This window comes from Gammaproteobacteria bacterium (genome assembly GCA_037388465.1).
In the GTDB taxonomy this organism is placed as follows: Bacteria; Pseudomonadota; Gammaproteobacteria; order SpSt-1174; family SpSt-1174; genus JARRKE01.
This window is the reverse complement of the sequence record JARRKE010000026.1, coordinates 1-23,750: the sequence shown is the minus strand read 5'-3', so window position 1 is coordinate 23,750 and position 23,750 is coordinate 1. Positions and strand designations below refer to the sequence as shown.

23 protein-coding genes, 1 pseudogene and 1 riboswitch are annotated in these 23,750 nt (G+C 62.4%); of the genes and pseudogenes, 22 read left to right on the top strand and 2 right to left on the bottom strand.

The window, feature by feature from the left end:
• From P8Y64_07345 to cyoD, 20 genes are all read left to right on the top strand, one after another.
• Positions 1-1,994 (top strand): FimV/HubP family polar landmark protein (locus tag P8Y64_07345; GenBank protein ID MEJ2060287.1); only part of this gene is annotated, 1,994 nt, incomplete at its 5' end.
• Between the two features lie 98 nt (positions 1,995-2,092).
• Complete coding sequence (locus tag P8Y64_07340; GenBank protein MEJ2060286.1) at positions 2,093-2,770, top strand: energy-coupling factor transporter transmembrane component T; 678 nt, start codon at positions 2,093-2,095, stop codon at positions 2,768-2,770.
• Positions 2,771-2,772: 2 nt separating this feature from the next.
• Positions 2,773-3,582 (top strand): tRNA pseudouridine(38-40) synthase TruA, encoded by an 810-nt coding sequence (gene truA / locus P8Y64_07335; protein ID MEJ2060285.1) that lies wholly within the window; start codon positions 2,773-2,775, stop codon positions 3,580-3,582.
• A gap of 36 nt (positions 3,583-3,618) precedes the next feature.
• Entirely contained in the window at positions 3,619-4,260 is a 642-nt protein-coding gene (locus P8Y64_07330) for a phosphoribosylanthranilate isomerase (protein ID MEJ2060284.1), read from the top strand.
• Positions 4,253-5,455, top strand: a complete 1,203-nt coding sequence (gene trpB, locus P8Y64_07325) for a tryptophan synthase subunit beta (GenBank protein MEJ2060283.1) — start codon at positions 4,253-4,255, stop codon at positions 5,453-5,455. Before P8Y64_07330 ends, trpB begins: the two co-directional genes overlap by 8 nt.
• Complete coding sequence (trpA, locus tag P8Y64_07320; GenBank protein ID MEJ2060282.1) at positions 5,452-6,294, top strand: tryptophan synthase subunit alpha; 843 nt, start codon at positions 5,452-5,454, stop codon at positions 6,292-6,294. The genes trpB and trpA overlap by 4 nt, the downstream gene beginning before the upstream one ends.
• Positions 6,291-7,151 (top strand): acetyl-CoA carboxylase, carboxyltransferase subunit beta, encoded by an 861-nt coding sequence (accD, locus tag P8Y64_07315; GenBank protein MEJ2060281.1) that lies wholly within the window; start codon positions 6,291-6,293, stop codon positions 7,149-7,151. Before trpA ends, accD begins: the two co-directional genes overlap by 4 nt.
• A 47-nt stretch (positions 7,152-7,198) precedes the next feature.
• The gene (folC, locus tag P8Y64_07310; protein ID MEJ2060280.1) at positions 7,199-8,473 is read left to right on the top strand and encodes a bifunctional tetrahydrofolate synthase/dihydrofolate synthase; all 1,275 of its coding nucleotides are present in this window, start codon (positions 7,199-7,201) and stop codon (positions 8,471-8,473) included.
• Between the two features lie 43 nt (positions 8,474-8,516).
• Positions 8,517-9,107 (top strand): SPOR domain-containing protein, encoded by a 591-nt coding sequence (locus P8Y64_07305; protein MEJ2060279.1) that lies wholly within the window; start codon positions 8,517-8,519, stop codon positions 9,105-9,107.
• 21 nt (positions 9,108-9,128) lie between these two features.
• The gene (locus P8Y64_07300; GenBank protein ID MEJ2060278.1) at positions 9,129-9,656 is read left to right on the top strand and encodes a CvpA family protein; all 528 of its coding nucleotides are present in this window, start codon (positions 9,129-9,131) and stop codon (positions 9,654-9,656) included.
• Between the two features lie 39 nt (positions 9,657-9,695).
• The gene (gene purF / locus P8Y64_07295) at positions 9,696-11,204 is read left to right on the top strand and encodes an amidophosphoribosyltransferase (GenBank protein MEJ2060277.1); all 1,509 of its coding nucleotides are present in this window, start codon (positions 9,696-9,698) and stop codon (positions 11,202-11,204) included.
• A gap of 52 nt (positions 11,205-11,256) precedes the next feature.
• The gene (locus tag P8Y64_07290) at positions 11,257-11,820 is read left to right on the top strand and encodes a L,D-transpeptidase (GenBank protein MEJ2060276.1); all 564 of its coding nucleotides are present in this window, start codon (positions 11,257-11,259) and stop codon (positions 11,818-11,820) included.
• Between the two features lie 42 nt (positions 11,821-11,862).
• Positions 11,863-11,940: riboswitch (SAM riboswitch) on the top strand.
• A 60-nt stretch (positions 11,941-12,000) separates the two neighbouring features.
• On the top strand, positions 12,001-13,188 hold the full coding sequence (locus P8Y64_07285; GenBank protein ID MEJ2060275.1) for an O-succinylhomoserine sulfhydrylase: 1,188 nt from the start codon (positions 12,001-12,003) through the stop codon (positions 13,186-13,188).
• Positions 13,181-14,398, top strand: a complete 1,218-nt coding sequence (locus P8Y64_07280) for a DUF4147 domain-containing protein (GenBank protein MEJ2060274.1) — start codon at positions 13,181-13,183, stop codon at positions 14,396-14,398. The genes P8Y64_07285 and P8Y64_07280 overlap by 8 nt, the downstream gene beginning before the upstream one ends.
• Positions 14,395-15,213: a ferritin-like domain-containing protein gene (locus P8Y64_07275; GenBank protein ID MEJ2060273.1), complete on the top strand. Its 819-nt coding sequence runs from the start codon at positions 14,395-14,397 to the stop codon at positions 15,211-15,213. The genes P8Y64_07280 and P8Y64_07275 overlap by 4 nt, the downstream gene beginning before the upstream one ends.
• A gap of 8 nt (positions 15,214-15,221) precedes the next feature.
• The gene (locus P8Y64_07270; protein MEJ2060272.1) at positions 15,222-15,971 is read left to right on the top strand and encodes a hypothetical protein; all 750 of its coding nucleotides are present in this window, start codon (positions 15,222-15,224) and stop codon (positions 15,969-15,971) included.
• Positions 15,972-16,284: 313 nt separating this feature from the next.
• Positions 16,285-17,175 (top strand): ubiquinol oxidase subunit II, encoded by an 891-nt coding sequence (cyoA, locus tag P8Y64_07265; GenBank protein MEJ2060271.1) that lies wholly within the window; start codon positions 16,285-16,287, stop codon positions 17,173-17,175.
• A gap of 1 nt (position 17,176) precedes the next feature.
• Complete coding sequence (gene cyoB / locus P8Y64_07260) at positions 17,177-19,201, top strand: cytochrome o ubiquinol oxidase subunit I (protein ID MEJ2060270.1); 2,025 nt, start codon at positions 17,177-17,179, stop codon at positions 19,199-19,201.
• Positions 19,202-19,233: 32 nt separating this feature from the next.
• Positions 19,234-19,851, top strand: a complete 618-nt coding sequence (gene cyoC, locus P8Y64_07255) for a cytochrome o ubiquinol oxidase subunit III (GenBank protein MEJ2060269.1) — start codon at positions 19,234-19,236, stop codon at positions 19,849-19,851.
• Positions 19,852-20,232, top strand: coding sequence for a cytochrome o ubiquinol oxidase subunit IV (gene cyoD, locus P8Y64_07250; GenBank protein ID MEJ2060268.1), 381 nt, complete (start codon positions 19,852-19,854; stop codon positions 20,230-20,232).
• 121 nt (positions 20,233-20,353) lie between these two features.
• On the opposite strand, the gene lpxH is transcribed toward cyoD, so the two are convergent.
• Positions 20,354-21,076: a UDP-2,3-diacylglucosamine diphosphatase gene (lpxH, locus tag P8Y64_07245; protein ID MEJ2060267.1), complete on the bottom strand. Its 723-nt coding sequence runs from the start codon at positions 21,074-21,076 to the stop codon at positions 20,354-20,356.
• Positions 21,077-21,080: 4 nt separating this feature from the next.
• A complete protein-coding gene (locus P8Y64_07240; GenBank protein ID MEJ2060266.1) occupies positions 21,081-21,593 on the bottom strand; it encodes a peptidylprolyl isomerase in 513 nt (170 codons plus the stop codon).
• Between the two features lie 160 nt (positions 21,594-21,753).
• Between P8Y64_07240 and gltX the strand changes: the two genes are divergently transcribed.
• Positions 21,754-23,181 (top strand): glutamate--tRNA ligase, encoded by a 1,428-nt coding sequence (gene gltX / locus P8Y64_07235; protein ID MEJ2060265.1) that lies wholly within the window; start codon positions 21,754-21,756, stop codon positions 23,179-23,181.
• Between the two features lie 25 nt (positions 23,182-23,206).
• Positions 23,207-23,750: pseudogene (locus P8Y64_07230) on the top strand (class I tRNA ligase family protein).

The following is a 23,750-nucleotide window of genomic DNA, read 5'->3' as shown; positions in this document are numbered from 1 at the left end:
CGACCAAGACCGCCAGCGCCGGTGCAGAGAAGAAACTGCAGATCATGGGCGCGGAGACCAAGGCGGGTCAGCCGGTGACCGTCGCCGGTGGCTCCGATGTCGCCGATCTGCAGAAGCAGGCTGCACAGGCCAAGGAAGCGCTCGAGTCCCAGAAACAAAAGAATGCCGAGCTGCAGTCACGTATCGACGAGCTCCAGGGGTTGCTGCAGAAAAAGGAACGACTGATCAACCTGCAGAGCGACCAGCTCAGCGAGTTGCAAAAGTCGATGTCCGAAAAGAAAAAGGAGGGTGCCGAGCAGCCTCCGGCTGTGACGCCCGAGAAACCGGTAACCGGCCAGGTCGGTACGACCTCCGGGGAGCCACCCTCCACCGAGGCAGGCACTGAAAAACCGAGTGCACCGGCGCCTGAGGCGCCGGCTGCGGAAAAGCCGGCACCCGCACCTGCCGAAACCCCGGCCCCGAGCGAAACCCCGGCACCGGCGACCAGCGAGAGTCCCGCTGCGCAGACCGAGCCCAAGACTCCGGAGTCGCCTGAACCGCCGAAGACGGAAGCGTCTTCTTCGCCTGCCAGCAAGCCCGCCGAGCCGCAGTCGGTCCCCAAGCCCAAAGTCACGCCGCCGCCTGAGCAGCCCGGGTTCTTCGACAGTATCCTGAGCAACCCGACCATGATGATGGGTGCCGGTGGTGGTCTGCTGCTGGTGCTCGCCCTAGTGTGGTTGGTGATCCGCCGTTCCGGTCAGCGTCGTGCCGCAGCGGCGGCCGCGACGCCGTCCTTTGCCGAGCCCGATATAGACGATGACGTGGCCATCCCCGATGAGCTCGAGTCACTGACACCCGCGGACGTTGCCGAAGCCGAAGGCGAGCCCGAACCGGAACCGCAGGCCGCGAAGGCCGTAGAGGACGAACTCGAACACACGACGGTGATGCCGCCGCCGGGTGGCGCCGCAGCGGAAGAGATCACCAATGACGAGGTCATGAATGAGGCCGATGTCTACCTGGCCTATGGTCTGACCGATCAGGCGGTGGACATGCTCAAGGACGCGATTTCCAAGCATCCGGAGCGCAACGATTACCGTCTCAAGCTTCTCGAGGCTTATTACAACGCCAAGGACAAGGCGAACTTCGACACCACGGCACGCGCACTTAATGATTCCCTGGGCGGTGCCAAGGGACAGATCTGGGATCGCGCCGTGGCCATGGGCAAGGAGATCAGCCCGGAAAGCGCATTGTTCAGCGGCGAGACCACCTCGCTTTCCGTGGACGACTTTACGGCCAAGAAGCCGGAAGCAGCGGATATCGAACTGGGCGGTGAGGAAGAGTTTGAACCGCCGACTTCGGGTGGCGGTTTCGAAGGTGAATTCGACCTGCCGGAGATCGGTGGCGAGCCGTCGCTCGATGAGGGTGACGACCAGACAGTGGCGCTGGAGCCCGAATTCGAGCCCGAGTCTGACACCGGTCTGGGCATGCCGGATCTCGATGCGCTCGGCAATGAACCGGCACAGGCCGAGGAATCATACGAGCAGCCGGCAACCGAAACCGATATCAATGAGCTCGAATTCGACCTCGGCGACCTGGATCTCCCCTCCGAAGAGCCGACCCTGACGGGGCAGGAACCGGAGTCGGATACCACCGGCCTCGATTTCGATGTCAACGACCTGGATATCTCGGGTGATGAGCTGTCCGAACTCGAGACGGCGCCTGAAGCAGGCGCGGGTTCCGATACGGCCTCGAACGAGGATGCGCTCGACATCGAGATGGACAATCTCGACATGGGTGAGGATTTCGGCGTCGACAGCGACACCGCAACGGTGGAAATGCCGGCCGGCGAGGAGGATTCTCTCACCGAAGAGGTGGGTACCAAGCTGGATCTCGCCAAGGCCTACATCGACATGGGCGATGAGGATGGTGCGCGCGGTGCTTTGGAAGAGGTGCTTGCCGAAGGCAATGATGCCCAGAAGCGCGAAGCACAGGACCTTATGTCCCAGATCGCCTGACCTGTTTCGGGTTTGAATACGAGGGCCGGTTCGCCGGCCCTTTTTTATTGCCTTGCCGGCCGATACGGATGCGGATACCGGTCTGATAAGATTTCGCCATGCATCCCCTGATCCGTGTGCTCAGCCTGATCGTATTCACCCTGTTCATGGCCTCGGGCGACTGGCGCGTGGTCGGCATCGCCTTGCTGTCGTTGACCGTGGCCTATGCGCTGGACCGGGTGCGCCCCGATGCACGGGTGTGGTTCATGCTGCGGCGTCTGCGTTTGTTTCTGATTTCCATCGTCATCCTGTACGGGTTCATGACACCGGGCGAATACGTGCTGCCGGGCCTGGATCTTCCGATCAGTCATGAGGGGCTGCTGGAGGGGGCGATTCGCAGCGTGAATCTGATCGCTATCATATTCGCCGTCAATTGGCTGATGCAGACCGCAACCCGTTCCCAGCTTGTTCAATCGATCTACTGGCTGGCGCGGCCGCTTAAACTGCTGGGCGTGGAACCGTCACGGCTTGCTCTGCGTCTGGTGTTGACGCTGGAGTGCGTTGCGACGCTGAAGGAACTGCAGACCGAACAATCGAGCGATACTCCGCGGACCGGGTCGGCCGTCGAACGGATTGCGGCACGCGGCAGCGCGCTGGTCAAACAGGCCATCGAACTCAGTGAACGGGGCGAGCCTCATATGGTCGACCTCGCCACACCGTCGTCGCCGGGCGTACTGCAATGGCTGGGCCTGGCTGTCCTGGTGGCCGCGCTGCTGTTGCTGACCCACGGCATCTGATCATGCGCATCGCTCTGGGGGTCGAATACGACGGTTCGGATTTCTGCGGCTGGCAGTCGCAGGATGGCGTGCGTACGGTGCAGGACGTGGTGGAAACGGCTGTCGGCAAGGTTGCCGCTCATACCGTGAAGGTCGTGTGTGCGGGCCGTACCGATACCGGCGTGCATGCGACGTCCCAGGTGATCCATTTCGAAACCGAGTCCGAGCGCAGCGAGCGCTCCTGGGTGCTGGGCACGAACGCGAATCTGCCCGCCGATGTCGCCATCCATTGGGCGCGCGTGGTGCCCGAGGATTTTCATGCCCGTTTCGCCGCACGCTCACGCCGTTATCGCTACGTGATCTGCAACCGCTGGGTCAGGCCGGCGTTGCTGCGGGGACGTGTGACCTGGATGCACCACGAGCTCGATGCCGGTTTGATGCAGCAGGGAGCGGACCACCTGGTCGGTGAACACGATTTCTCGACCTTTCGCGCCCTGGCCTGCCAGGCCAAGAGCCCGGTGCGCCACATGTATCGCATCGACGTGCACCGCGTAGGCGAGTTCATATACATCGACCTGCACGCCAACGCCTTTTTGCATCACATGGTGCGCAATATCGCGGGGGTGCTGATGACGGTGGGGCGGGGCGAACAGCCGCCCGCATGGGTCGGCGAACTGCTGCAGCTGCGTAACCGTACGCTGGGTGGGGTTACCGCGCCGCCCGACGGTTTGTATCTCGTGGACGTCGAGTACGATGCGAATTACCGTCTGCCACGCAACCCCGGTCTGCCCGGATTCGACCAGCCATGGCCGCACCGCGCGGGTGATTTCTGATACCCTTGCAAGGCTACAAGTAGGGTCAAGTGCTCCATGCGCACGCGCGTCAAAATCTGTGGTATCACCCGGGTCGAGGACGCATTGGCTGCAACGCAGGCCGGTGCGGACGCGGTCGGCCTGGTGTTCTATGCCAAGAGCAGGCGCTTCGTCACGGCCGAGCGCGCGCGGGAGATCTGTCTTGCCCTGCCGCCGTTCGTGAGCAGGGTGGGGCTGTTTCTGGATGCGGACGACCGGCTGATCCGGGAGACCCTGGACTCGGTCCCACTCGATCTGCTGCAGTTCCACGGCGACGAGTGTCCCGCCGACTGTCCGGGCTACGGCCTGCCTTACATCAAGGCCGTGGGCATGCAGGGGAAGACCGACGTGGCGCGCTACGCGGCGAGCTATCCCGACGCGGCGGGCTTTTTGCTCGACAGTCACGCGACGGGGGAGGCCGGCGGTACCGGCCTTGCCTTCGACTGGGGGCGGATGCCGGCTGACCTGGACGTGCCGCTGATTCTGGCTGGCGGACTGGCCCCGGAGAATGTCGCCGAGGCGGTACGCACGACAGGCGTTTACGGCGTGGACGTCAGCAGCGGCGTGGAAAGCGCACCCGGTATCAAGGATCACGAAAAGATCAGGACATTTATCAAAGAGGTCGAACGTGTCGATTGCGAAAGACTCAACGGTGAGTGACGTGACGTCGTTGCCGGATACACAGGGTCACTTCGGGCCTTATGGCGGGCGTTTCGTGGCCGAAACGCTCATGGCGCCGCTCATGGAGCTGGAGGCCGCCTATCACCGTTATCTGGCCGATGCCGATTTCCTGCGCGAATTCGATGCCGACATGGCGCATTACGTCGGACGTCCCAGCCCGCTGTACCACGCCGAACGCTGGAGCAGAAATCTCGGCGGCGCGCAGATTTACCTCAAGCGCGAGGATCTGAATCACACCGGCGCCCACAAGGTGAACAACACCATCGGCCAGGCGCTGCTGGCCAAACGCATGGGCAAGACCCGGATCATCGCCGAGACGGGCGCGGGGCAGCATGGCGTGGCCACCGCCACCGTCGCGGCCCGCCTGGGTCTGGAATGCGTCGTCTACATGGGCGCGGAGGACATCGAGCGCCAGGCACCCAACGTTTATCGCATGAAGCTGCTGGGCGCCGAGGTGGTGCCGGTGACTTCCGGGTCGCGCACCCTGAAGGACGCGCTCAACGAGGCGATGCGCGACTGGGTGACCAACGTCGACGACACCTTCTACATCATCGGCACGGTCGCGGGTCCGCACCCTTATCCGGCGATGGTGCGCGATTTCCAGTCGATCATCGGCCGCGAGGCGCGCGAACAAAGCCTGACACAGACGGGCCGGCTGCCCGACGCGTTGATTGCCTGCGTCGGTGGCGGCTCGAATGCCATCGGTTTGTTTTATCCCTTCCTCGAGGACGAGTCGGTCGCGCTGTACGGCGTGGAGGCCGCCGGTTACGGCCTGGAGACGGGGCGCCATTCCGCGCCTTTGTGCGCCGGGCGCCCGGGAGTGCTGCATGGCAACCGTACCTACCTGATGGAAGACGCCGACGGCCAGATTATCGAGACGCATTCCATTTCGGCCGGCCTCGACTATCCGGGCGTCGGCCCCGAGCACGCCTGGCTGAAGGATACCGGACGCGCCCGTTACGTGGCCGTGACGGACGACGAGGCGATGGCGGCGTTTCATGCCCTGACCCGTACGGAGGGTATAATCCCCGCCCTCGAATCCAGCCATGCCCTGGCCTATGCCATGAAGCTGGCACCTGAGCTCGACCGGGATGCCCAGCTCATCGTCAACCTGTCCGGGCGTGGCGACAAGGACATCAACACCGTCGCACGTCTGGAGGGGATCAGCCTGTGAGCCGCATTTCACAAGTCTTTGCCGCACTTCAGGCCCAGGATCGGGCGGCGCTGATTCCCTACGTCACCGCCGGCGATCCGCGTCCCGAGGCCACCGTGCCCCTCATGCACGCCATGGTCGACGCCGGGGCGGACATTATCGAACTGGGCGTGCCGTTTTCCGATCCCATGGCCGACGGCCCGGTGATCCAGGCCGCTTGCGAACGCGCCCTGGTGCATCACGTCAGCCTCGAACGCGTTTTGGAGATGGTGCGTGAGTTCCGCACCCGCAATGCCGACACCCCCGTGGTGTTGATGGGCTATCTCAATCCCATCGAAGTGCTCGGGTACGAGCGCTTCGCACAAGAGGCCGCCGAGGCCGGTGTGGACGGCGCGTTGATCGTGGATCTGCCGCCGGAAGAAGGACACGACCTCATGCAGGCGCTGAAGTCACGGACCCTGGACCCCATCTTCCTGCTGGCACCGACCAGTACCGAAGACCGGATCAAGCGGATCTGCGAAACGGCCAGCGGCTTCGTCTATTACGTATCGCTCAAGGGCGTGACCGGTGCCAGCACCCTGGATATCGAGTCGGTCAAACGCAAACTCGGTGAGATCCGTAGGTATGCCGGGACGCCGGTTGGCGTCGGGTTCGGCATCCGTGACGCGGCCAGTGCCGCGGCAGTGGCCGAGGTCGCCGACGCCGTCGTGGTCGGCAGCGCCATCGTGACCAAGATCGCCGAGCACGCCGACGACCAGGCTGCCATCGAGCGCGAGATCACCACAGTACTCAAAGAAATGCGTGCCGCGCTGGAGCAGGTTGCCTCGGGCGCTGGCGCACGCAAGGGGATGGAAGTATGAGCTGGTTCGAAAAGCTGGTCCCTTCCCGCATCCGTACCGATGCCACGGGCAAGCGCGCGGTGCCGGAAGGATTGTGGAACAAGTGCAACGCCTGTAACGCCGTGCTGTACAGCGCCGAAGTGGAGCGCAATCTGCACGTGTGTCCGAAGTGCGGGCACCACATGCGCATTGGCGCGCGTTGGCGTCTGGAGCGGTTCCTGGACGATGCGCCGCACCACGAGATCGGGGCCGACATCGAACCCGTCGACGCCCTGAAGTTCAAGGACAGCAAAAAGTATCGCGACCGTATCGTGGCGGCCCAGAAGTCGACCGGCGAAAAGGATGCCCTGGTCGTCATGCGGGGGCAGTTGCACGAGATGGATGTGGTCGTCGCCGCCTTCGATTTCCGCTTCATGGGCGGTTCGATGGGCTCGGTGGTCGGTGAGCGTTTCGTGCGCGGCATCAATGTCGCGCTGCGCGAGGGCATTCCCATGGTCTGTTTTTCGGCCAGCGGCGGGGCGCGCATGCAGGAGGCCCTGTTCTCGCTGATGCAGATGTCCAAGACCAGCGCCGCGCTGGCGCGGCTGTCGCGCCGCGGCCTGCCTTTTATTTCGGTGATGACGGATCCCACCATGGGGGGCGTTTCCGCGAGCCTCGCCATGCTGGGCGACGTGAACATCGCCGAACCGAATGCCCTGATCGGCTTCGCCGGACCGCGCGTGATCCAGCAGACCGTGCGTGAAACGCTGCCCGAGGGTTTCCAGCGCAGCGAGTTTCTGGTTGAACACGGCGCCGTCGACATGATCGTCGATCGCCGGGACATGCGCGAGCGGGTCGCAGGTCTGCTGGCCATGATGCAGCACCATCCCGCCGTTTGAATCCACCCCATGCCTCCGGGGCGGACGACCGGCGTCCGCCTGATGCCGTGTCCGCCCTCCGTTTCAACACCCTGGACGAATGGCTCTCCTGGCAGGAGAGCCTGCATCCGCTGACCATCGAGCTTGGCCTGGATCGCGTCACCACGGTTGCCGAACGCCTGGGCGTGCGCCGCCCCGCCTGCCCGGTGATCACGGTGGCCGGCACCAACGGCAAGGGCTCCACCGTGGCGTTGCTGGAAGCCATGCTGCTGGCGGCGGGTTATCGCACGGGCTGCTATACCTCGCCCCACCTGCTGCGTTACAACGAGCGGGTGCGCCTGGCAGGGGAAGTGGCGGCGGACGAGGCCCTGTGCGAGAGTTTCGCGCGCATCGACGCGGCCCGCGGCGATATCAGCCTGAGTTACTTCGAGTTTGGCACCCTCGCGGCGCTGGACATCTTCGCCCGCAACGCCGTCGATGTGATCGTGCTCGAGGTCGGGCTGGGCGGGCGCCTCGATGCGGTGAACCTGGTCGATTGCGATGTGGCCGTGGTGACCAGTATCGGTACCGATCACCAGGACTGGCTGGGGCAGGGGCGCGAGGCCGTCGGCCGGGAAAAGGCCGGTATTTTCCGCGCCGGCCGGCCCGCCGTTTGCGCCGACCCGCAACCGCCCGAATCCATCGCTGCGGTGGCCGAGGCGCAAGGCGCGCGGCTGCTGCAGGTGGGGCGGGATTTCACGATCAGCGCCGAGGCCGATGCGTGGCATTGCGTCGAGACCGGCGGGCCGGCCGTGCAGCTGCCGTATCCCGCCCTTGAGGGGGCGGCTCAACTGTACAACGCCGCCGCTGCGGTCATCGCGCTGCGCATGCTTGCCGAGCGTCTGCCGGTGCCGGAGGCGGCGATCCGCCAGGGGCTGCAGGCGGTACGCCTGGCGGGGCGCTTCCAGAAGATCCACGATGCACCGCAGGCCTGGGTCGACGTGGCCCATAATCCGGAGTCGGCCGCACAGCTAGCCCGCCTGCTGGCCGAACGGCAAACCGGTGCGGGTGAGACCCACGCGGTATTCGCGGCGCTGGGCGACAAGGATATCGAGGGCATCGTCACGGCGCTGACGGGACGGGTCGCGCACTGGCATCTGGCGACGCTGGACACACCGCGTGCCCTGGCTGTCGACGAGCTGGCGCGCCGGGTTGGGGGGGCGCTGCCTGCGGCGGATCTGCATCCTTATGCCACGGTAAGCGATGCATGGGCGGGCGCATTGCGGGCGGCCGCCCCTCAGGATTGCATCATCGTGTTCGGTTCCTTCCTGACCGTAGCGGAGGCCCTGGCCCTGCGCCTATAATACCGGCCTCGACAGGCGCGTTTGGATATTCGTGGAACCTTCCTTGAAACAACGCCTGGTCGGCGCTGCCGTTCTGATCGCGCTGGCCGTGATTTTCATCCCCATGCTGCTCGACGGCTCGGGCAAGAGTACCCGGGTCAGTATGGATATGACCCTGCCGCCGGAGCCGAAATACGAGATTCCGCCGCGTCTGCCGCCGCTGCCCAAGGAGATCCCGGACAAGCAAGCGCCTTCCGGGACCGCGTCTTCATCCCCGCAATCGGCGCCCACGCCCGAAAAGCCCGCCAGCGCGCCGTCCGCCAAGGCAATCAAGCCGGCCGAGCCCGCCCCGGCGAAACCGGCCACCCAGCCCGAGCCGACACCCAAACCGGCGTCCAAGACCGCCACCATGGAAAAAGGCATGGCCTGGGACGTTCAGGTGGGCAGCTTCGGTGAGCAGGACAATGCGGTCGTGCTGCAGGACAAGCTGCGTGCTGCGGGTTATCCCGCGTTCGTCCAGGCGGGCGAAAGCGGAGGAAGCAAAGTCTACCGTGTTCGAGTCGGTCCCTACGTCAAGCGTGAGCTGGCCGAGCAGGCGCTCAAGAAACTGACCCAGAGCCAGAAGCTCAAGGGCATCGTCGTCAGCCATCCCTGAACAACGCCGGAGTGATTATTCGTGAATTGGCTGGATGCAGTCATACTCTTCATTTTTCTGGCGTCAGCGGTGGCGGGTTACCTGCGCGGCTTTATCAAGGAGGCGGTGTCGCTGGCGAGCTGGGTGCTTGCGGTCTGGATCGCGGTGCGTTTCTCTCCCGCTCTGGCAACCCTGTTCCCCAACAGCATGAGCAAGGTTTCCTTCGGGATCGGGCAGATGCAGTTTCATATCGACAATCTCTCCGTGGGCATCGCTATGGTGGGATTGTTCATCGTCACGCTCATTCTCGGCGCCGTGGTCAATATCCTGCTGCACCGTCTGATCGAGGTGGCGAAACTGAGCGGCACCAACCGGACCCTGGGTGTCGGGTTCGGTCTGGCGCGCGGTTATCTGGTGGTGGTGGCCCTGGTTCTGCTGGCGGGGCTCAGCAGCGTGCCACGCCAAAGCTATTGGTCCGAATCCCTGCTCACGCCACATTTCGAGTCATCCGCGAAGTGGCTGCTTGGTATTCTGCCGGACAGGATTTCCGGCTATTTCAACTACAAATAACGGACTAGACTCAAACCTGAACCCGTTGGGAAACAAAACATGTGCGGAATCATTGGCATCGTCGGTCGAACCCCGGTCAACCAGGCCCTTTATGATGGTCTGACCGTGCTCCAGCACCGCGGCCAGGACGCGGCAGGTATCGTGACCTGTGACAACGGTCGTTTGTTTCTGCGCAAAGACAACGGGTTGGTCCGCGACGTATTTCACACCCGCCATATGCACCGGCTGGTGGGCAACATGGGTATCGGACATGTGCGCTATCCCACGGCCGGGACGTCGTCGTCCGCCGAGGCGCAGCCGTTTTACGTCAACTCGCCGTACGGCATCAGCCTGGGCCACAACGGCAATCTCACCAATGCCGGGGTGCTGCGCGAGGAACTGTTCCTGCAGGACATGCGGCACATCAACACGCGCTCGGATTCCGAAATCCTGCTCAACGTGTTCGCGCAGGAGTTGCTGAGGCAAAAGGCGCTCAAGCTGGAGCCCAAGCACGTCTTCGCCGCCGTCAGCGGCGTCCATCGGCGTTGCGAAGGCGCCTATGCGGTGGTCTCGATGATTACCGATTACGGCGTGGTGGCTTTCCGCGATCCCTACGGCATCAGGCCGTTGGTGTACGGATCGCGGCAGACCGACGACGGTATCGAGTACATGGTGGCATCCGAGAGCGTCGCCCTCGATACTCTGGGCTTCAAGCTGATCCGCGATCTGGAGCCGGGCGAGGCCATCTACATCACCACCGACGGCCGCCTGTTCACGCAGCAATGCGCGCGCAAGCAGAAATACACGCCCTGCATCTTCGAGCATGTTTATTTCGCCCGCCCCGATTCGGTGATAGACGGCATCTCGGTCCACAAGGCGCGCATGCGCATGGGCAAGCGGCTGGCCAAGAAGCTGCTGCGCGAATGGGGCGAGGATCACGATATCGACGTGATCATTCCCATTCCGGATACCAGCCGCACCGCGGCCCTGGAACTTGCCAATACGCTGGGCGTCAAATACCGCGAAGGATTCATCAAGAACCGTTATATCGGGCGCACCTTCATCATGCCGGGGCAGCAGCAGCGCAAGCGTTCGGTACGCCAGAAGCTCAACCCGATCGCGCTCGAGTTCAAGGGCAAGAACGTCATGCTGGTGGACGACTCCATCGTGCGCGGTACCACCTCGCGTGAGATCGTGCAGATGGCGCGCGATGCCGGCGCCAGGAAGGTGTATTTCGCGTCGGCCTCGCCGCCGATCCGTTATCCGAACATCTACGGCATCGACATGCCGGCGGCCCAGGAGTTGATCGCCCACGATCGCACCGCTGAAGAGGTATGCCAGGCCATCGGTGCCGACCGGATCCTCTACCAGGATCTGGAAGACCTGGTCAAAGCCGTCAGTAAGGGCAATCCGAAACTCAAGGTGTTCGATTGCTCCGTCTTCAACGGCAAGTACGTGACCAAGGTCAGCGAAGACTATTTCCGCAAGCTGGAGAATGATCGCAGTGACGAGAACAAGCAGCAGGCAGACAAGGCGTTGGCAGGCATCGATCTTCCCAACAGTGCGTAATTTCTGGTTATTCGTCTGCCTGTTCTGCGTCGCTGCTCCGGGTTGGGCCACCATGGCGAGCCAGTCTGCAGAGCACGTACCCGATTATCTTCCGCTGCTGCAGCGCCTGCGCGCGGATTATCCGGGATATCCCGCCGATAAGATCATTATCATCAGCGTCGACCGGCAGCGGCTTTATTTGTTCGACCGCGACCGCCTGCTCAGCAGCTGGCCTGTTTCCACTTCCAAACTCGGTACCGGCATGCGGCAGGGCAGTGATAAGACCCCGCTGGGTGTGCATTACGTTCGGGAAAAGATCGGTGCGGATGCACCGCCCGGCACCATCTTCCGCGGCCGGCGCGATACCGGAAAGGTCGCCGATATTCTCAAGACCCGCACGCCCAGTCCGGAGGATCTGGTCACCTCGCGCATCCTCTGGCTGAGTGGGTTGGAGCCGGGCGTGAATGAGGGCGGCGACGTTGATTCCTTTCATCGCTATATCTATATCCACGGCACCGATGAGGAAGGCTTCATCGGCACGCCCGCATCCCACGGTTGCGTACGCATGCGCAATGCCGATGTTATCAGCCTGTTCCGCGACATCCCGCCGCGCACCCTGGTCGATATCGTGCAGTGATCGCCTTCGAAGGGTTTGACGGGCGTTTCGATTTTCGTCTAGGATGAACCCTGCGCCGATTTGAGTACCAGCTTGCGGGCGCATAATAAATACAGCTAAAGCGGAGTTGTGTGTAACTCGACTCGCTGCGGCTGTGCCAGGCGGGTTTTTTTATGCCCGCGCTATTTGAGGAGCACACACATGTCATTCGATGATTTCGACGAATACGGTTTCGAAACCCGGGCGGTTCGGGCCGGGCAGGTGCGGACCGCCGAGGGCGAGCACTCCGAACCGATCTTCCCCACCTCCAGTTTCGTTTTCTCCAGCGCCGCCGAGGCGGCGGCCCGCTTCTCCGGAGAACAGCCGGGCAATATCTACTCGCGTTTCACCAACCCGACGGTGCGCACCTTCGAAAAGCGCCTGGCGGCCCTGGAGGGCGGCGAATCCTGCGTGGCGACCGCTTCCGGCATGTCGGCGATTCTCTCGACCTGTCTGGCCCTGCTCAAACAGGGTGACCATGTGGTCTGCTCGCGCAGCGTGTTCGGGACCACCGTGGTCCTGTTCAACAACTACCTGAAGCGCTTCGGCATCGAGGTGGACTTCGTGTCGCTGTCCGAACCGGAGGCCTGGCGCAAGGCGATTCGCGCCAACACCCGGATGCTGTTTCTCGAAACGCCGGCCAATCCGCTGACCGAACTGGCCGATATCGCCGAACTGGCGGAGCTGGCACATACCCACGACTGTCTGCTGGTGGTGGACAACTGTTTCTGCACGCCCGCGCTGCAACGTCCGCTGGAACTGGGCGCCGACATCGTGATCCATTCGGCGACCAAGTACCTGGACGGGCAGGGGCGTTGCGTGGGCGGCGCCGTGGTGGGGGACGCGGAACGGGTGGGCAAAGAGGTGTACGGTTTTCTGCGCACGGCGGGCCCAACGCTCAGCCCGTTCAATGCCTGGGTGTTCCTCAAGGGGCTCGAAACCCTGTCGCTGCGCATGGAGCGCCACAGCCGTAACGCCTTCGAGGTGGCGGCCTGGCTCGAGGATCAGCCGAACGTTCGGCGGGTTTACTACCCCGGCCTGAGTTCGCATCCCCAACACGAACTGGCCAGGCGGCAGCAGTCCGGTTACGGCGGTATCGTCTCTTTCGAACTGACGGGCGGCAAGGAGGCGGCCTGGCATTTGATCGACCAGACACAGCTGCTCTCCATCACGGCCAACCTGGGCGATACCAAGACCACCATCACTCATCCGGCGACCACCACTCACGGCCGGCTGGCCCCCGAGCAGCGCGAAGAGGCGGGTATCTCCGACGGGCTGATAAGGCTTGCCGTCGGGCTGGAATCGGTTGAGGACATCAAGGCTGACCTGGCGCGGGGTCTGGATGGCTGACGCCCGTCAGACGCTGCTCGCCTGTTACCAGGCGGCCCTGCGGGCCGTCGAAGGGCGCGGTCGCGTCGCCCGCTGGTTTGCTGAATCGGAACGTGCCGTGCCCCCTCACGTGGTGGCGGTGGGCAAGGCGGCGGGCGCCATGCTGCAAGGCGCGCTCGATGCCGGCGTCGGAGCACAATTCCGCGCGCTTGCCATCAGCAAGGCGGACCACCTGAGCGCCACTTTGTGCGAGGTGCCGGGCGTCAGCTGTCTGACCGGCGAACATCCCGTGCCTGGCGAGGGCAGCCTGGCAGCGGGGGAGGCACTGCTCGATTTCATTGCCCGGACGCCGCCGGACGAGCCGATGCTGTTTTTGATCTCCGGTGGTACGTCGAGCCTGGTCGAGGTTCTGCCGCAGGGCGTGACCCTGGCGCGTGTGGCTGAGCTCAACCGCTGGCTGCTCGGCAGCGGTCTCGATATTCACGCCATTAACCGCGTGCGGCGCGCCTGCTCCCTGATCAAGGGTGGCGGTCTGCTGCATTATCTGCAAGGGCGTCCCGTGCTGGTGTTGCTGGTTTCCGACGTGCCGGGTAACGATCCCGCCGTCATCGGCTCCGGGCCGCTGGTGCCGGCACAGGAACCGGGGGCGCTGCCCGAATTGCCGCCCGAATTCGCCGGATTGGTTCATACGCCGACCGTTGTTGCCGATGCCGGCGACGTCGAAATCCATATCATCGCCAGCCTCGAGGATGCGCTGGCTGCCGCGGCGCAGGCGGGCAGTGAATTCGGCCTGGCCGTCACCCGGCATGTGGCCTTTCTTTCGGGCGATCCGTCCGCGGTGGCCGGGCAGGTCCTGGACGAGTTGCGCGACGCTCCCGAGGGGCTGCATCTCTGGGGCGGAGAGGTAACCCCCAGCCTGCCGCCGCATCCCGGCCGGGGCGGGCGTGCCCAACAGCTGGCGCTGGAGTTCGCGCAACGCATAGCGGACAGGCCGGGGATTTACGTTCTTGCCGCCGGCACCGACGGCAGCGACGGAGCCACCGGCGACGCCGGCGCACTGGTGGACGGCGGCAGCGTCGCCCGCGGCCGGCTGGGCGGGTTCGAGGCGGAGGACTGCCTGAAGCGGGCCGATGCGGGACGGTTCCTCGAGACCAGCGGTGATCTGATACACACGGGGCCGACCGGCACGAATGTGATGGATGTGCTGCTTGTTCTAAAATGCACGCCATGAAGTCTCTGGGCGAAGCCTGCCTGGCCGCATTGCAGGCCGCCGAACCGCAGGAAAAAATCACGCTGACCCGCACCCTGTTTGCCCGCTGGCAGGCCGGTGAACAGCCCGGTCACGGCGATGACGCCGTGATCGGGATTCCCGATCCGGGCCGCCCGCCGCGCCCGTTGCTGGTTCACCCCGCCGAGGTACCTAAACGCCGTCTCGGCAACAAGGCAGGGCGTGTCGCGCTGCTGCATGCCGTCGCGCACATCGAGTTCAACGCCATCAACCTGGCCCTGGATGCGGTCTACCGGTTTCGTGGTCTGCCCACCGGGTATTACACTGACTGGCTGTCCGTCGCCGCCGACGAGGCCCGCCACTTCGTGCTGGTATGCGAGCGCCTGGCTGAACTCGACGCGGCGTACGGTGACCTGCCGGCTCACAACGGGTTGTGGGAGATGGCGCTCAAGACGGCCGGCGATCCCCTGGAACGGATGGCGTTGGTGCCGCGGGTACTCGAGGCCCGTGGCCTGGACGTCACGCCGGGTATGATCGAGCGCCTGATCCAGGTCGGGGACGAGGCCAGCGTGAGGGTGCTGGAAGTGATTCTCGACGAGGAGGTCCGGCATGTCGCCGTGGGGTCGCGCTGGTTCGGCTATTTGTGCAAACAACGGGGCGTAGACCCCGAGCAGACCTTCCGCGACCTGTTACAGGCCTACATGCCCGGCCATTTGCGAGGACCGTTCAATAAGCCGGCGCGCCTGCTGGCCGGGTTCACGCAGCAGGAACTGCAGGGGCTGGACCGGCTTGCCGCCGTACAAACGACTGGAGGATGAGAGGAGTGATGAAAACGATCCTGAACGTAATGTTTTTGCTGTTGCTGTCATGCCTGCCCGGCGCACTCTTCGCCCAGACGCAGGCCACAGGATCGACCCGGGGCAAGGCGGTGATCCTGACGTTTCAGGAACAGGAGCCCGGAACCACCACCTATACCACCCGCGTGATTGTCACCGCACGCTATCTGCGCATGGATCAGGGCCATGACAATGGTGATTTCCTGCTGTTCGATCGCAAGACCGGCGAGATCCAGAGCGTCAATCACGAAGACGATACGGTGCTGCGGATCTATCGTCATCCGATCAAGGCCAAACCCGCGATCCCGTTCAAGACGGGCGTGAAGACTGAACGCGATCCCAAGGCGCCGTCCCTGGACGGCAAGCGGCCGACATTGGTTACCTTCACCGCCAATGGTACGGCCTGTTATCACGTGGTTGCGGTGAAGGGGTTTCTCGACGACGCCCGTAAGGGCATGCAGGCGTTGAAACAGACGCTTGCGGGAGAGGCGGCACTGAACCTGGCCCGCCGGCCGGCTTCCATGCAGCATGCGTGTTCGCTCGCCAATTCCATCTTTGCCGCTGCGGACCACCTCGCCTATGGATTTCCGGTGCAGGAATGGGACAACAAGGGTTATCGGCGCTCGCTCGTCGATTATCGGCGAGATGTACCGGTGAAGCCTTCGTGGTTTGTGATCTCGGACAAACTGCATCCGTATTCGATTCACGACAAGGCCGGAAATTTCACGCCTGTCATGTAATCCTTGTTCAACACTGACGCAACGGGCACATGAATACCTCGCGTGCCCGTTGCGTCAGTGCCCGCCTGTTGTTGTTTTTTTGATCCCGCGTATTTGATTTCTACATTAGCCATTCGTTTGGCGAATGCTTGTATCAGCCTCCTCTATGAAGTGACGAGTCCCGCTGGTTGCGGTTGTTGATATAAGCCGCAGTATCGGTGGATTACCACCGTCGGTGTTTTTAAAAACCGGTCTGCGTGCATAAATCAAATGCTTATAGTCTGGCATACCGCTTGCATTGCTTATGGAAGCCCACCTCGAGTCGGGAGACTCCATGACCAGAAGCAAGTACAGCTACGCAACAAGACTGATTACTTTATGTGCTGTGACCATCTTGGGTGGTTGCAGCAGTCACATGTCGCTTCTGGATCCCAAAGGCCCGATCGGTGCTGACGAAAAATCTGTGATTATCACGGCATTCGGTTTGATGCTGATTGTCGTCATTCCCGTGTTTTTGATGACCTTCCTGTTCGCCTGGCGATATCGCGCGTCGAACAAGAAGGCCACCTATGCCCCCAAGTGGTCGTATTCGGGAAAGATCGAATTGGTGGTCTGGGTGGTACCCGCCTTGATCGTGATCTCGCTGGGCGTCCTGGTATGGAGAACGACGCATGAGCTGAGTCCTTACAAACCGTTGGTGTCTCATGACAAGCCGGTCACCATCGAGGCCGTTTCCATGGACTGGAAATGGTTGTTCATCTACCCGAACCAGCACATAGCAACCGTGAATAAACTCGTGTTGCCGACGAACGTGCCCGTGGATTTTCGAATCACCTCGGATACGGTGATGACATCATTTTTCATTCCCCGTCTGGGTAGCCAGATCTACGCCATGGCGGGCATGCAGACCAAGCTCCATTTGCTGGCGGATCAGCCGGGTACCTATACCGGTCGCAATTTTCAGTTCAGCGGGCGGGGATTTTCCTCCATGGACTTCAAGACCGTGGCGACTTCGCAGCGGAAATTCCAGGATTGGATACGCAAGGTCAGACAGTCGAAGAACCGGCTCGATCTCGCCACGCTCAAGAAACTCGAAAAACCCAGTGAAAAAAATCCGGTTACTTATTACGCCTCGGTGCGCCCGCATCTGTTCGATTACATCATTCACAAGTATATGAGTGCGAATGCCGATGAGGTGAAGACTAAGCTTGGGAAAGGAGCCTGATATGCTCGGCAAACTGACGTTGGCGGCAATACCTTATGACAATCCCATCGTCATGGGGGCGGTCGCCTTTTCGCTATTGGTAGCGGTACTGATCCTGGGTTTGATTACGTACTATGGCAAATGGGGTTATCTCTGGAAGGAGTGGTTGACCTCGGTCGATCACAAGAAAATCGGCGTCATGTACATCATCCTGGCGCTGGTCATGCTGCTGCGCGGCTTTGCCGACGCCATTATGATGCGATCCCAGCAGGCGCTGGCCTTCGGCTCATCCCACGGTTATCTGCCGCCGCATCATTACGATCAGATATTCAGTGCCCACGGCACCATCATGATCTTTTTCATGGCCATGCCGTTTCTGGTCGGCCTGATGAACATTGCGGTGCCGCTGCAGATCGGCGCACGCGATGTGGCATTCCCTTTCATGAATTCCGTCAGTCTGTGGCTGACGGTCGTCAGCGCCATGCTGGTCATGATCTCGCTGGGCGTGGGCGAGTTCTCGCAGGCCGGCTGGACGGGGTATCCGCCTTTGACCGAGCTGAGATACAGCCCGGGAACGGGCGTGGACTACTGGATATGGGCCATTCAGCTGAGCGGCCTGGGCACGTTGATGACGGGTATCAATTTTCTGGTCACGATCATGAGAATGCGCGCCCCCGGCATGACGCTGATGAGAATGCCGGTGTTCACCTGGACCGCGTTGTGCACCAGTATCCTGATCATCCTCGCCTTTCCGGTGCTAACCGTCACCCTGGCGTTGCTGACGCTGGACCGTTACCTGGGCATGCATTTCTTCACCAACGCCATGGGCGGCAACATGATGATGTACACCAACCTGTTCTGGGTATGGGGACATCCGGAGGTTTATATCCTGATCCTGCCCGCGTTCGGCGTGTTCTCGGAGGTCGTGGCGACGTTTTCGGGTAAGCGGCTGTTCGGCTACACCTCGATGGTTTATGCCACGATCGCGATCGCCCTGTTGTCGTTCACCGTCTGGCTGCATCACTTCTTCACCATGGGCGCCGGTGCGAACGTCAATGCCTTTTTCGGCATCACCACCATGATCATCGCGGTGCCCACCGGCGTGAAGATATTCAACTGGCTGTTCACGATGTATCGCGGGCGCATACGTTTCACCACGCCGATCCTATGGACACTGGGATTTATCGTGACCTTTACCATCGGCGGTATGACCGGTGTTCTGCTCGCGGTGCCGCCGGCCGACTTCGTGCTGCACAACAGCGAGTTCCTGGTGGCGCATTTTCACAATATGCTGATTCCGGGGGCGCTGTTCGGTTATTTCGCCGGCTATGCCTACTGGTTCCCCAAGGCCTTCGGTTTCCGGCTCAACGAGCGCTGGGGTAAACGCGCCTTCTGGGCCTGGCTGATCGGGTTTTATCTGGCCTTCATGCCGCTCTACGTGCTGGGCTTCATGGGCATGCCGCGCCGTATGGAGCATTACACCAATCCAGCCTGGCAGCCGTATCTGGAGATCGCGGCTGTGGGCGCTGTCGTGATTCTGGCTGGGATCGTCTTCCAGATCGTGCAGTTGATCGTCAGCATCAGGGAACGCGAGGAGGCGCTCGATCTGACGGGCGATGCATGGGACGGACGTACCCTCGAATGGTCCATTGCCTCGCCGGCGCCTTTTTACAACTTTGCCCATATCCCGGTCGTTCATGATCTCGATGCCTTTACGGAAATGAAGGAAAACGGCACTGCCTACCAGCGCCCGACCGAATATCACGACATCCATATGCCCAAAAACACCGGCATCGGCTTCATCATGGGCATGTTCGCGTTCGTGTTCGGATTCGCCATGATCTGGCATATCTGGTGGATGGCGGGCATCGGCGCACTGGCCATGCTGACGGCCGTCATCGTCCGGGCAACGAGTGAGGATGTGGATTACTACGTGCCGGCGGCAGAAGTCGAGCGGATCGAAAACCACCGCTACGGGCAACTGGATTCGGCAGCGGGCACGGATGCCCACGAAGGCGATGACTGGGGCGCGGTGGCCGGCGCCTGACTCGATGCACTGAAACGAACGGTATCTGAATCATGACGACTGACGTTCTGGATGATATTCCCGTCACCGCGGGTGAACACGAGCATACGGACGAGGGCGTCGCCAACGCGGCGTTCGGTTTCTGGATTTACATCATGAGCGACTGCATTTTGTTTGCGGCGCTCTTCGCCACCTTCGCCGTTCTGAGTCACAACTACGCGGGGGGTCCCAACGGCAAACAGCTTTTCGATCTGCCCTATACGCTGGGCGAAACCATGTTCCTGCTGTTCAGCAGCGTCAGCTACGGCTTCGCCATGCTGGCCGTGCACAAAGGCAGTGAGAACCACGTGATCGGCTGGCTCGCCGTCACCTTTCTGCTGGGAGCGGGTTTTATCGGCATGGAACTCAATGAGTTTCATCACATGATACTGGCTGGCAGCGGTCCGGATCGCAGCGGTTTTCTGTCGGCCTTTTTTGCCCTGGTAGGAACGCATGGTCTGCACGTGAGCGTCGGGCTGATCTGGATGCTGGTCATGATGGCGCAGGTCATGACCAAGGGATTGAGCACGCCGGTGCAGTCACGCCTGATGCGTTTGAGCATGTTCTGGCATTTTCTGGATATCGTGTGGATCGGCGTATTTACCGTCGTTTACCTGATGGGGGCGATGTAAATGGAACATGAAGCCGTGAATAGTGCAGGGGCCGGTAAGGGCAGTCTGAATTCCTACCTGGCCGGTTTTTTCCTGGCGGTCATCCTGACCATCATCCCGTTCGGTCTGGTCATGAGCGGGGTGTTGCCCAAGACAATCACCATTGTTGCCATCTTTGCCGCCGCCATTGTGCAGATGCTGGTGCATCTGCATTATTTCCTACATCTCGACACATCCTCCGAGGAGCGCTGGAACCTGCTGGCGATTCTGTTCACCGCCCTGATCATCCTGATCCTGGTCGGCGGTTCCATCTGGATCATGGTCAATCTGCACTACCGGATGATGGACCAGGCGGTGCTGCATACGGCAGGAATACAGCTAGCCGCCGCCATGCCGCGCTAGCCCTGCTTACACTAAACCGTCGAAGGTCGACCGGGCGTCGGTCGTGGGTATCTTCCAAGCCGTTGTCGCGGTCTCACGAGGTTGAAAGCGGCCATCAAAGCGCTGTAAGGCGTCAGTCCTGCTACAGCGTTTCCAGGGTCGGTCCCTGCGGGGTGCAGGACAACACGCTGCCCTGGTCGTACCAGTCACCCAATACGATGCGTTGAGCCGGTTTGTCGGCAAGGGTGAAGTCGTGAATGGCGGGACGGTGCGTGTGGCCGTGGATCATGTGACGTACGCCATGCTCGAGCAGTGTCTGTTCGACCGTCTGCTGATTGACGTCCATGATGGCTTCGGCCTTGTCGCTGACGGCTTCCTTGCTCTGATCGCGCAGGGCGCGGGCCTGAGCGTGGCGCTCGCTGAGCGGCAGGGCAAGAAACTGCTGCTGCCAGGCGGGATTCCTCAACATGACGCGCAGTTCCTGGTACGCCGTGTCGTCGGTACACAGCGTATCGCCGTGCAGGATCAGCGTCGGCTGGCCGTAGAGATCGATTACCGAAAGTTCCGGGAGCAGGGTGACGCCCGATCTGGCGGAGAACTCGGCCCCGATCAGGAAATCCCGGTTGCCGTGTACGAAAAAGGTCGCGACGCCCTGGTCGGTGATGCTGCGCAAGGCCCGGATGACGCGCTGCATGTCCTCGGCGGGATCGTCGTCGCCCACCCAGTATTCGAACAGGTCCCCGAGCACGTACAGTGCGTCCGCCCGGGCCGCGCGCTCGAGCAGGAACCGCTCGCACAGGTCGATGATGCGGGGGCGAGACCCGTCCAGATGCAGATCGGAAATGAACAGGGTCTCGCCGCCCATGGGCTTACTTCAGTTCGGTGGCGCTTTCGATCACGACCGGATCGACCGGCACGTCCTGATGGAAGCTGCGCGTCGTGGTGGCTACGTCCTCGATCTTGTGCACCACGTCCATACCCTGGACCACCTTGCCGAAGACGCAATAACCCCAGCCCTGCGGGGTCGGTGCGGTGTAGTTCAGGAAGTCGTTGTCCTTCACGTTGATGAAGAACTGGGCGGTCGCGGAATCGGGGTCCGGGGTGCGCGCCATGGCGATGGTGCCGACGTCGTTCTTCAATCCGTTGTCAGCCTCGTTCTTGATCGGCGCCTCGGTGGGTTTCTGTTCCATATCCGTGGTGAAACCGCCGCCCTGGATCATGAAACCCTTGATCACGCGGTGAAAGATGGTGCCGTTGTAGAAACCACCGTTCACATAATGCAGGAAGTTCTTCACGGTGATCGGCGCCTTGTCCGGATAGAGTTCCAGAACGATGTCGCCTTGATTGGTGACGAATTTCACTTCGGGATTTTTGTCAGCCATTGCATTACCTGTGAGAAAAAGGGTGAAAACGAGCAGCCAGGGTCCGATGTTTTTCATATGCGCACCCACATGGTGAGGAAGCCCGCATAGTAACGGCGAAGTGCCGGAAAGCCAAACTCCGGGCTATGTCGCCACGGCGCTTTTCGTTAACATGCGCGCCATGCCCGATACATCTCTACGCAGCCGGTTTGCGCCCAGCCCGACGGGTTACCTGCACCTCGGCAATGTCCGCACCGCACTGTTCAACGCGCTGCTCGCCCGCGGGCGCGAAGGGGCGTTCCTGCTGCGGATCGAGGATACGGACCGGGAGCGTTCCTCCGAGCTTTTCGTGCAGGCGCTGCAGGATGACCTGCGCTGGCTGGGGCTGGACTGGCAGGAAGGTCCGGAGGCCGAGGGCGGGGCCGGTCCTTACCGGCAGTCCGAGCGCGAAGGCATCTATAACGATTACTACCGCGAACTCGAATCGCGCGGCCTGGCTTACCCCTGTTTTTGCTCCCCGCAGGAACTCAAGCTTAGCCGCAAGGCGCAGCTGGCGGCCGGACAGCCGCCTCGCTATCCCGGTACCTGTGCCCGGCTCAGCAAGGCCGAGGTCGAGGTCAGACTGGCGCGCGGCCTGCAGCCCACTCTGCGCTTCCGCGTGCCGGCGGGGGAGACCGTGTCGTTCACGGACCTGGTCCGCGGCCCGCAGCGGTTTCGGACCGACGACATCGGCGATTTCGTCATCCGCCGCTCGGACGGCGGCGCGGCGTTTTTCTTTTGCAATGCCGTCGACGATGCCCTGATGGGGGTGACGCATGTGCTGCGCGGCGAGGATCACCTGACCAATACCCCGCGCCAGTTGCTGGTGTTGCAGGCGCTGGGTCTGCCGGCTCCGGAATACGGGCATATCGCTCTGGTGCTCGGCGAGGACGGTGCGCCGCTGTCCAAACGTAACGGTTCGCTCAGCGTGGCCGAACTGCGCGCCCTGGGTTATCTGCCGGAGGCGATTCTGAATCACCTGGCGCGCCTGGGGCATACCTATACCGAAGACGGTTTTTTGCCGTTGCAGAAGCTGGCCGAGGCGTTCGCCACCGACCGCCTGGGGCGCGCCCCGGCGCGGCATGACCCGATGCAGCTGGCGCACTGGCAGAAGCTGGCCGTCGCGCAGTTGGACGTGGGCGAGCTCATGCACTGGCTGTCCGGACACGGGCTGGGCGAGTGGGTGCCGGCGGCCCAGCAGGCCCTGTTCGTCGAGGCGGTGCGTGACAACATCAGCCTGCCGGAGGAGGCCGTCGCCTGGGCACGGGCGGTATTCGGCGATACGCCGGTCTACAGCGAGCCTGCCGATTTCGCCGTGCGCGAGGCCGGGGAGTCCTTCTTCGCCCAGGGGCTGGACGCCCTGGCTTCGGCGGGCGGGGATTTCGCCGGTTTTGCCCGCGCCATCGCCCAGGCCACCGGCCACAAGGGCAAGGTGCTTTACATGCCGCTGCGCGCGGCACTGACCGGCGAGACCCATGGTCCGGAAATGGCCCGCCTGTTCCCCCTCATCGGCGCAGAGCGCGCCCGCACACGCCTGGAGGCCGCCCGGGAGCGGGCGGCCAAGGCCTGACAACCGTTACGACCCGTTTCCCAACATGCTTGAAATCTACAACAGCCTGACCCGTCAAACCCATCGAGCCCGGCAAGGTACGCATGTACGTCTGCGGCATGACCGTGTACGACTACTGCCACCTGGGACACGCCCGTGTGCTGGTGGTCTTCGACATGGTTTACCGTTATCTGTGCCACCTCGGCTACGAGGTGACCTACGTGCGCAACATCACGGACATCGACGACAAGATCATCCGCCGCGCCCATGAGAACGGGGAGACCATCCAGGCGCTGACCGGGCGCTTCATCCAGGCCATGCACGAGGACGCAGAGGCCCTGGGTGTATTGCCACCCACGGTCGAGCCGCGTGCGACCGACAACATCGAGGGGATCCTCGACATGATCGGCAGACTGATCGAGCGCGGCGCGGCCTACGCTGCGGACAACGGCGACGTGTACTACGCGGTGGGCAGCTTTGCGGACTACGGCCGGCTGTCAGGCAAGAAACTGGATGAGCTGCGCGCCGGCGCCCGGGTCGAGATCGGCGAGGCCAAGCGAGATCCCCTGGATTTCGTGCTCTGGAAAGCG

Coding starts and splice junctions, on each gene's coding strand:
- P8Y64_07340 (MEJ2060286.1), top strand. CDS start 2,093: ATGCATCCCCTGATCCGTGTGCTCAGCCTGATCGTATTCACCCTGTTC.
- truA (MEJ2060285.1), top strand. CDS start 2,773: ATGCGCATCGCTCTGGGGGTCGAATACGACGGTTCGGATTTCTGCGGC.
- P8Y64_07330 (MEJ2060284.1), top strand. CDS start 3,619: ATGCGCACGCGCGTCAAAATCTGTGGTATCACCCGGGTCGAGGACGCA.
- accD (MEJ2060281.1), top strand. CDS start 6,291: ATGAGCTGGTTCGAAAAGCTGGTCCCTTCCCGCATCCGTACCGATGCC.
- purF (MEJ2060277.1), top strand. CDS start 9,696: ATGTGCGGAATCATTGGCATCGTCGGTCGAACCCCGGTCAACCAGGCC.
- P8Y64_07290 (MEJ2060276.1), top strand. CDS start 11,257: ATGGCGAGCCAGTCTGCAGAGCACGTACCCGATTATCTTCCGCTGCTG.
- P8Y64_07285 (MEJ2060275.1), top strand. CDS start 12,001: ATGTCATTCGATGATTTCGACGAATACGGTTTCGAAACCCGGGCGGTT.
- P8Y64_07280 (MEJ2060274.1), top strand. CDS start 13,181: ATGGCTGACGCCCGTCAGACGCTGCTCGCCTGTTACCAGGCGGCCCTG.
- P8Y64_07275 (MEJ2060273.1), top strand. CDS start 14,395: ATGAAGTCTCTGGGCGAAGCCTGCCTGGCCGCATTGCAGGCCGCCGAA.
- P8Y64_07270 (MEJ2060272.1), top strand. CDS start 15,222: ATGAAAACGATCCTGAACGTAATGTTTTTGCTGTTGCTGTCATGCCTG.
- cyoA (MEJ2060271.1), top strand. CDS start 16,285: ATGACCAGAAGCAAGTACAGCTACGCAACAAGACTGATTACTTTATGT.
- cyoB (MEJ2060270.1), top strand. CDS start 17,177: ATGCTCGGCAAACTGACGTTGGCGGCAATACCTTATGACAATCCCATC.
- cyoC (MEJ2060269.1), top strand. CDS start 19,234: ATGACGACTGACGTTCTGGATGATATTCCCGTCACCGCGGGTGAACAC.
- cyoD (MEJ2060268.1), top strand. CDS start 19,852: ATGGAACATGAAGCCGTGAATAGTGCAGGGGCCGGTAAGGGCAGTCTG.
- lpxH (MEJ2060267.1), bottom strand. CDS start 21,076: ATGGGCGGCGAGACCCTGTTCATTTCCGATCTGCATCTGGACGGGTCT.
- P8Y64_07240 (MEJ2060266.1), bottom strand. CDS start 21,593: ATGGCTGACAAAAATCCCGAAGTGAAATTCGTCACCAATCAAGGCGAC.
- gltX (MEJ2060265.1), top strand. CDS start 21,754: ATGCCCGATACATCTCTACGCAGCCGGTTTGCGCCCAGCCCGACGGGT.